Genomic DNA, 5,762 nt, shown 5'->3' on the forward strand with positions numbered 1-5,762 from the left:
ACGCGACCCCAGCGCCTTGCCCAGCATCTCTTCCGAGACGCCCGAGCTGTAGACATTGGCGGTGTCGAAGATGTTGATCCCGGCTTCGATCGACAGGTCGACCATGCGGGTGGCGAGTTCCTGCCCCGTGGCTCCGATCCGGTCGGCGAAGCTGCCGCCTTCGTTGTCGAAGGTCATAGTGCCCAGCGTCAGTTCCGAGACGTAGAGACCGGAATGTCCAAGTTGATTATATTTCATGGTAATGCCCTTCCGCGCCTGGCGCTTGCGTTTGTAAACTGCTGTGTTTACATAGGGGAGGCCATGGCATTTTGTAAACCTTATTGTTTACATTTTTCCGATCCAACAGGGAAAAGCTGGTGAAACTTACTGATAAGAAAAGAAAAGATATTCTTCAGGCGGCAATCCAAGAGTTCCGTGAGCAGGGATTTCCTGCCGCGAGGGTAAACCGCATCGCGGAACTGGCCGAAGTCTCCAAGCGCACGCTCTACAAGCATTTCGAGAGCAAGGAGGTGCTCTTTGCCGCGATCACAGATATCTTGCTGGAGCAGATCGCTGCCTCGCCCAAGCTGAGCTATGATCCGGGCAAGCCGCTGCGCGAACAGCTTATCGCGGCGGTGCGGGACTACATCGATTACCTGTCGGGCGAGCATTACATGGGCCTGAACCGCCTCGTGATGTCAGAGCTGTTGCGCGATCAGAAACTGGCCCAGGCCTTTTTTTCCAAGGCAGAGATGCAGGACGGCCCGATCCAGACGCTGATAGGCGAGGCGATGCAGGCCGGAGCGCTGCGTCAGGCGGAACCGGGCTTCGCAGCCGGGCAACTCCTGTCGATGATCAAGCATTTCCTGATGTGGCCCGAGTTTCTGCTGGGCAAAAAGGCCGATGTCGATGCGGAAGCCGTCATGGCCGACTGCGTGGACATGTTCCTCGCCCATTACCGCGCAGGGGCATGACGGCCTAGTTGAGAGGGTGGGTTGGAGAATCAAAAATCCAGATTCTCCACACTCAAGGCATTCTGCTGGATAAACTCCCGCCGGGGTTCGACCACGTCGCCCATCAGCTTGGTGAAGAGATCGTCCGCCTCCGCCATGTCATCCACCTTGACCTGCAACAGGGTCCGGGCGTCGGGGTCGAGGGTGGTCTCCCAGAGCTGATCGGGGTTCATTTCGCCCAGACCCTTGTAGCGCTGGAGGGAGAGCCCTTTCTCGCCTTCGGCCAGAATGGCGTTCAGCAGGTCCATCGGGCCGTGGATCAACTGGCTGCGGTCCTTCCGGACGAGCACTGCGGGCAGGTCGTAGACCTCTTGCAGATGCTGGGTGAAGCTGCCGGAACGCTTGGCTTCGCCTGACCGCAGCAGCTTGCCGTCCAGCGTTCTCACCTCTTCGACCCCGCGCAGGATTCGGGCGAGCCGGATTCCGTGATCCTGTGTGATCCGGCCCTGCCAACCTTGCTCGTATTCAAGCGCGATCAGGTTCAGACGATCGGCGACCTTGTCCGCGACGCCTTGAAGGTTCGCATCCACCGCCCCCGGAACGAAGGCCCCGGCAATGGCGGCCTGTTCAAGGATATGGCGGGGATAATGCGTCGGGAAAGCCTCCAGTACGCGGCGCATCTGCCGGGCCAGATCGACCACGCGGGCCAGATCCTGGCCGCTGATCTCTTCCCCGTTGCCCTGCCGTAGCATCGCGCCTTCGATGCCTTGGCCGATCAGGTAATCCTCCATCGCGGCCTGATCCTTCAGATAGACCTCCGACTTGCCGCGCGTCACTTTGTAGAGCGGCGGCTGCGCGATATAGAGGTGCCCCTTTTCGATCAGCTCCGGCATCTGGCGATAGAAGAAGGTCAGCAAGAGGGTACGGATATGCGCCCCATCCACGTCGGCGTCCGTCATGATAACGATCTTGTGGTACCGCAGCTTGTCGATGTTGAATTCGTCCCGGCCGATGCCGGTGCCGAGCGCCATGACAAGGTTCCCGATTTCCTGACTGCCGAGCATCCGGTCGAAACGGGCACGCTCCACGTTCAGGATCTTGCCCTTCAGCGGCAGGATCGCCTGTGTCTGCCGGTCACGTCCCGTCTGGGCCGAACCCCCGGCGCTGTCCCCCTCGACAAGGAAGACTTCGGTCTTCGATGGATCCTTTTCCGAACAATCCTTCAGCTTGCCGGCAAGGAAGTTGACGTCCATCGCCGTCTTCCGCCGAGTGAGGTCGCGGGCCTTGCGCGCGGCCTCCCGTGCCAGCGCCGCTTCGATGATCTTGCCGACGACGATCTTGGCTTCGTTGGGGTTTTCCTCGAACCATTCGGCCAGTTTCTCGCCCACCAGCCCTTCGACAGCGGGGCGGACTTCCGAACTGACCAGCTTGTCCTTGGTCTGGGAGGAGAACTTCGGATCGGGCACCTTGACCGAAAGAACGCAGGTCAGGCCTTCGCGGGCGTCGTCGCCGGTAAAGCTGACCTTTTCCTTCTTGGCGATGCCGCTTGACTGGGCATAGGCGTTGATCGTTCGGGTCAGGGCCCCGCGGAAGCCTGCCATATGGGTGCCCCCGTCCCGCTGGGGGATGTTGTTGGTAAAGGGCAGCACGTTTTCATGGTAGCTGTCGTTCCACCACATCGCGACCTCGACGCCGATGTCGTCGCGTTCGCCGGTGATGAAAATCGGCTCCGGCATGACGGAGGATTTGTGCCGGTCGAGGTATTTCACAAACTCCTTCACGCCGCCTTCGTAGAACAATTCGGTTTCCAGCGTTTCGACGGGCCGTTCGTCACGCAGGATGATGCGCACGCCTGAATTCAGGAACGCCAGTTCGCGCAGGCGTTTTTCCAGCGTCTCGAAGGAATAATCGAGGTTGGAGAACGTATCGGTGGAGGCCATGAAGCGCACTTCGGTCCCCGTGCGGTCGGTGGGGCCGACTACCTTGAGGTGCTCCGTCGTGTAGCCCCCTTCGAACCGGGCGACATGCTCCTTGCCCTCGCGCCAGATGCGCAGTTCCAGCCAATCGGAAAGGGCGTTCACCACAGAAACGCCCACCCCGTGCAGACCGCCGGAAACCTTGTAGGAATTGCTGTCGAACTTACCGCCCGCGTGCAGCTGGGTCATGATCACTTCGGCGGCGGAAACGCCTTCTTCCTCATGGATGCCCACGGGGATGCCGCGGCCGTTGTCGCTGACGGAAACGGAGGAATCTTCGTGGATCGTGACGGTCACGGCGTCGGCATGTCCGGCCAGTGCCTCGTCGATGCCGTTGTCGACGACTTCGTAGACCATGTGGTGCAGGCCCGATCCATCGTCGGTGTCCCCGATGTACATGCCGGGCCGCTTGCGCACGGCTTCCAAGCCTTTGAGAACCTTAATGGAATCGGCGCCGTATTCCTGCGGCGCCTGAACGTTTTCGGACATTGAGAAGACCCTTGTTTTACTGCACGATTTATAGGGGTTTCCGCCGGAATTGTCACGCTACGGACACAAGATTTTGTGTCACACCACCGGGATCGCCAGCCCCACTAAAATCAATGCAGCGCCGGATATATAATTGATCCGCGATACCACTGCCGGGCGGGTGATGCGGGCCCGCAAATGGCCCACGACCAGAGCGATAACGAGGTTTCCCGTAAGCGGAATCAGAACCGAAACGGCTACGATCGCAGCGACGTCCGGGGTAGTCGTGTGCCGCAGATCGAAGAACCCCGGCAGGACCCCCATGTAGAACAGGATCGCCTTCGGATTGCCGAGGATCGCCACCAGCCCGGCCAGAAAGCCCGGCCAGACCCCGGGCCGCGTCAGCCGCGCGTTCGGCTCGATCCGTTGCCGGGCCTGCAGGATCAGCAGCACCCCCATCCCGATGAACATCACGCAGGCCACCCAGCGCAGCACCAGCATGAAGACGTCGAAAACCGACAATATCCAGGATATCCCCAGCACCGCCACCAGAGGCCAGAGGAGGTCACCGACTGAAACGCCCAACGCGAGCGGCCATGCGGCCGCAAAACCCCCGGAGAGGGATCGTGCGCTCATCGCCAGCCAGACGGGTCCGGGTGTCAGGAACAACACGACCAGCGCGCCGCAATAGAGCAACAGATCCGGCAGGGTGATCGTCACGCGGCGGGCCCCACGACAGAGATGCCGTCCCGCTCCGTTACCTCGATACGCTGGGCCGCGCCGTTCAGGGCATCGAAAAGCTCCGGGCCGGTGCCTGTCATCCACGCCTGACTGCCCAGTGCCACGATCTCGGCATAGAGGGCGGCGCGGCGGTCCGCGTCCAGATGGGCCGCGACCTCATCCAGCAGCAGGATTGGCGGTGCGCCGAAGCCTTCGGCCAGCGCCCGGGCATTCGCGAGGATGAGCGACACGAGCAGCGCCTTCTGCTCCCCGGTGGAGCAATCTCGCGCGGGCACGCCCTTGGCCGTGTAGGTGCCTTCAAGATCCGCCCGGTGGGGTCCGATCAGCGTCCGCCCCGCCGCCAGATCGCGCGCCCTGTTCTGTTCAAGAACGCGGCGCAATTCCGGCGCCTCGGTAGGCATATCGCAGATGAGGTCGAGCGTAGCGGTGGGAAAGCTCGTTTCCGCATTCTGCTGCGCATCGCGGATCGCATTCAGCGCATGCAGCCGATTGGCATGAATGGCCGCGCCGGTCTCCGCCAGACGGGTTTCAAGCGCGGTGTACCACGACGGTTCCCGCACCATGTCCTTCAGCAAACGGTTCCGTTCCCGCATGGCCTTTTCGTAGCCGAGCGAAAGGTCCGCGTGGTCAGGCAGGAAGCTGAGCGTCATCCGGTCGAGAAATCGCCGCCGGCCCTCTGCCCCTTCGATCCAGAGCCTATCCATCGAGGGAATGAGCCAGAGGACCCGACATATCCGGCCCAGCATCGTCTGGGGCGCCGCCTTGCCGTCGATGCGCAACTGCCGGGCCGCGCCATTTTCCGACCATGTCTCGATCTCAGATGCCCCCTGCGGCCCGTGCAGCATCGCCGTGATCTTCCAGCCCAGCGCTTCGGGCCGGCGGCTCATGTCCAGCGCGCTGGCCCGGCGCAGACCCCGCCCGGGTGACAAAAGGGAAACCGCTTCCAGTATGTTGGTCTTTCCGGCGCCATTGGGCCCGTAGAGCGCGACAGACCGTGCATCGCAGTTCATCGCCGCCCGGCGGTGGGACCGGAAATGCGAAAGTGTCAGATCGGACAGGTAAAGGGCGGTCATCTCACGCGCCCCCCGGTTGCTCTATTGGGGAACTTCAGACGCGCATCGGCATGACGACGTAGACAGCCGTTTCGTCGTTGCCTTCGCGCATCAGGGTCGGATCGCCGGAGGAGTTGAACAGGAAAACCGCGTTCTCGCGATCCACCTGGCTGGCGATCTCCAGCAGGTACTTCGCGTTGAAGCCGATCTCCAACCGTTCGTCCCCGTAGGCCACGGCCAGTTCTTCCTCGGCGGCGCCGCTGTCTGGGGCATTGACCGAGAGGATCAGACGATCTTCGTCCAACTGCAGTTTGACAGCGCGTGACCGTTCCGAGCTGACGGTCGCAACCCGGTCGACCGCGCGTTGGAAATCGTTCGCGTCCACTTCCATCTTGCGGGTGTTTCCCTGCGGGATGACACGGGTGTAATCCGGGAACGTCCCGTCGATCACCTTCGACGTAAGGGTGATGTCGGGTGTGGCGAAACGCACCTTGGTTTCCGAGACGGAGACCGCCACCGTAAGCTCGTCGTCATCCAGCAGCTTGCGCAGTTCATTGACCGTCTTGCGCGGAACGATGACGCCGGGCATGTCG

6 protein-coding genes are annotated in these 5,762 nt (G+C 61.7%); 1 reads left to right on the forward strand and 5 read right to left on the reverse strand.

The features are described from left to right. On the reverse strand, nucleotides 1-237 hold a 237-nt coding region (locus tag A3764_RS20925), incomplete at its 3' end, for an aldo/keto reductase (RefSeq protein WP_150122361.1). Between the two features lie 119 nt (nucleotides 238-356). Between A3764_RS20925 and A3764_RS20930 the strand changes: the two genes are divergently transcribed. Further along, nucleotides 357-953 (forward strand): TetR/AcrR family transcriptional regulator, encoded by a 597-nt coding sequence (locus A3764_RS20930; RefSeq protein ID WP_161487188.1) that lies wholly within the window; start codon nucleotides 357-359, stop codon nucleotides 951-953. Between the two features lie 29 nt (nucleotides 954-982). On the opposite strand, the gene gyrB is transcribed toward A3764_RS20930, so the two are convergent. The 4 genes from gyrB to dnaN all read right to left on the reverse strand — a co-directional run. Further along, entirely contained in the window at nucleotides 983-3,397 is a 2,415-nt protein-coding gene (gyrB, locus tag A3764_RS20935) for a DNA topoisomerase (ATP-hydrolyzing) subunit B (RefSeq protein WP_067926470.1), read from the reverse strand. 78 nt (nucleotides 3,398-3,475) lie between these two features. Further along, complete coding sequence (locus A3764_RS20940; protein WP_067926474.1) at nucleotides 3,476-4,096, reverse strand: LysE family translocator; 621 nt, start codon at nucleotides 4,094-4,096, stop codon at nucleotides 3,476-3,478. After that, the gene (gene recF, locus A3764_RS20945; RefSeq protein WP_067926477.1) at nucleotides 4,093-5,190 is read right to left on the reverse strand and encodes a DNA replication/repair protein RecF; all 1,098 of its coding nucleotides are present in this window, start codon (nucleotides 5,188-5,190) and stop codon (nucleotides 4,093-4,095) included. Before recF ends, A3764_RS20940 begins: the two co-directional genes overlap by 4 nt. Nucleotides 5,191-5,224: 34 nt before the next feature. Then, the coding region (dnaN, locus tag A3764_RS20950) for a DNA polymerase III subunit beta (protein WP_067952060.1) at nucleotides 5,225-5,762 on the reverse strand (538 nt) is incomplete at its 5' end.

The sequence above is a fragment of the Sulfitobacter sp. HI0129 genome (genome assembly GCF_001635395.1).
Taxonomy (GTDB): Bacteria; Pseudomonadota; Alphaproteobacteria; order Rhodobacterales; family Rhodobacteraceae; genus Sulfitobacter.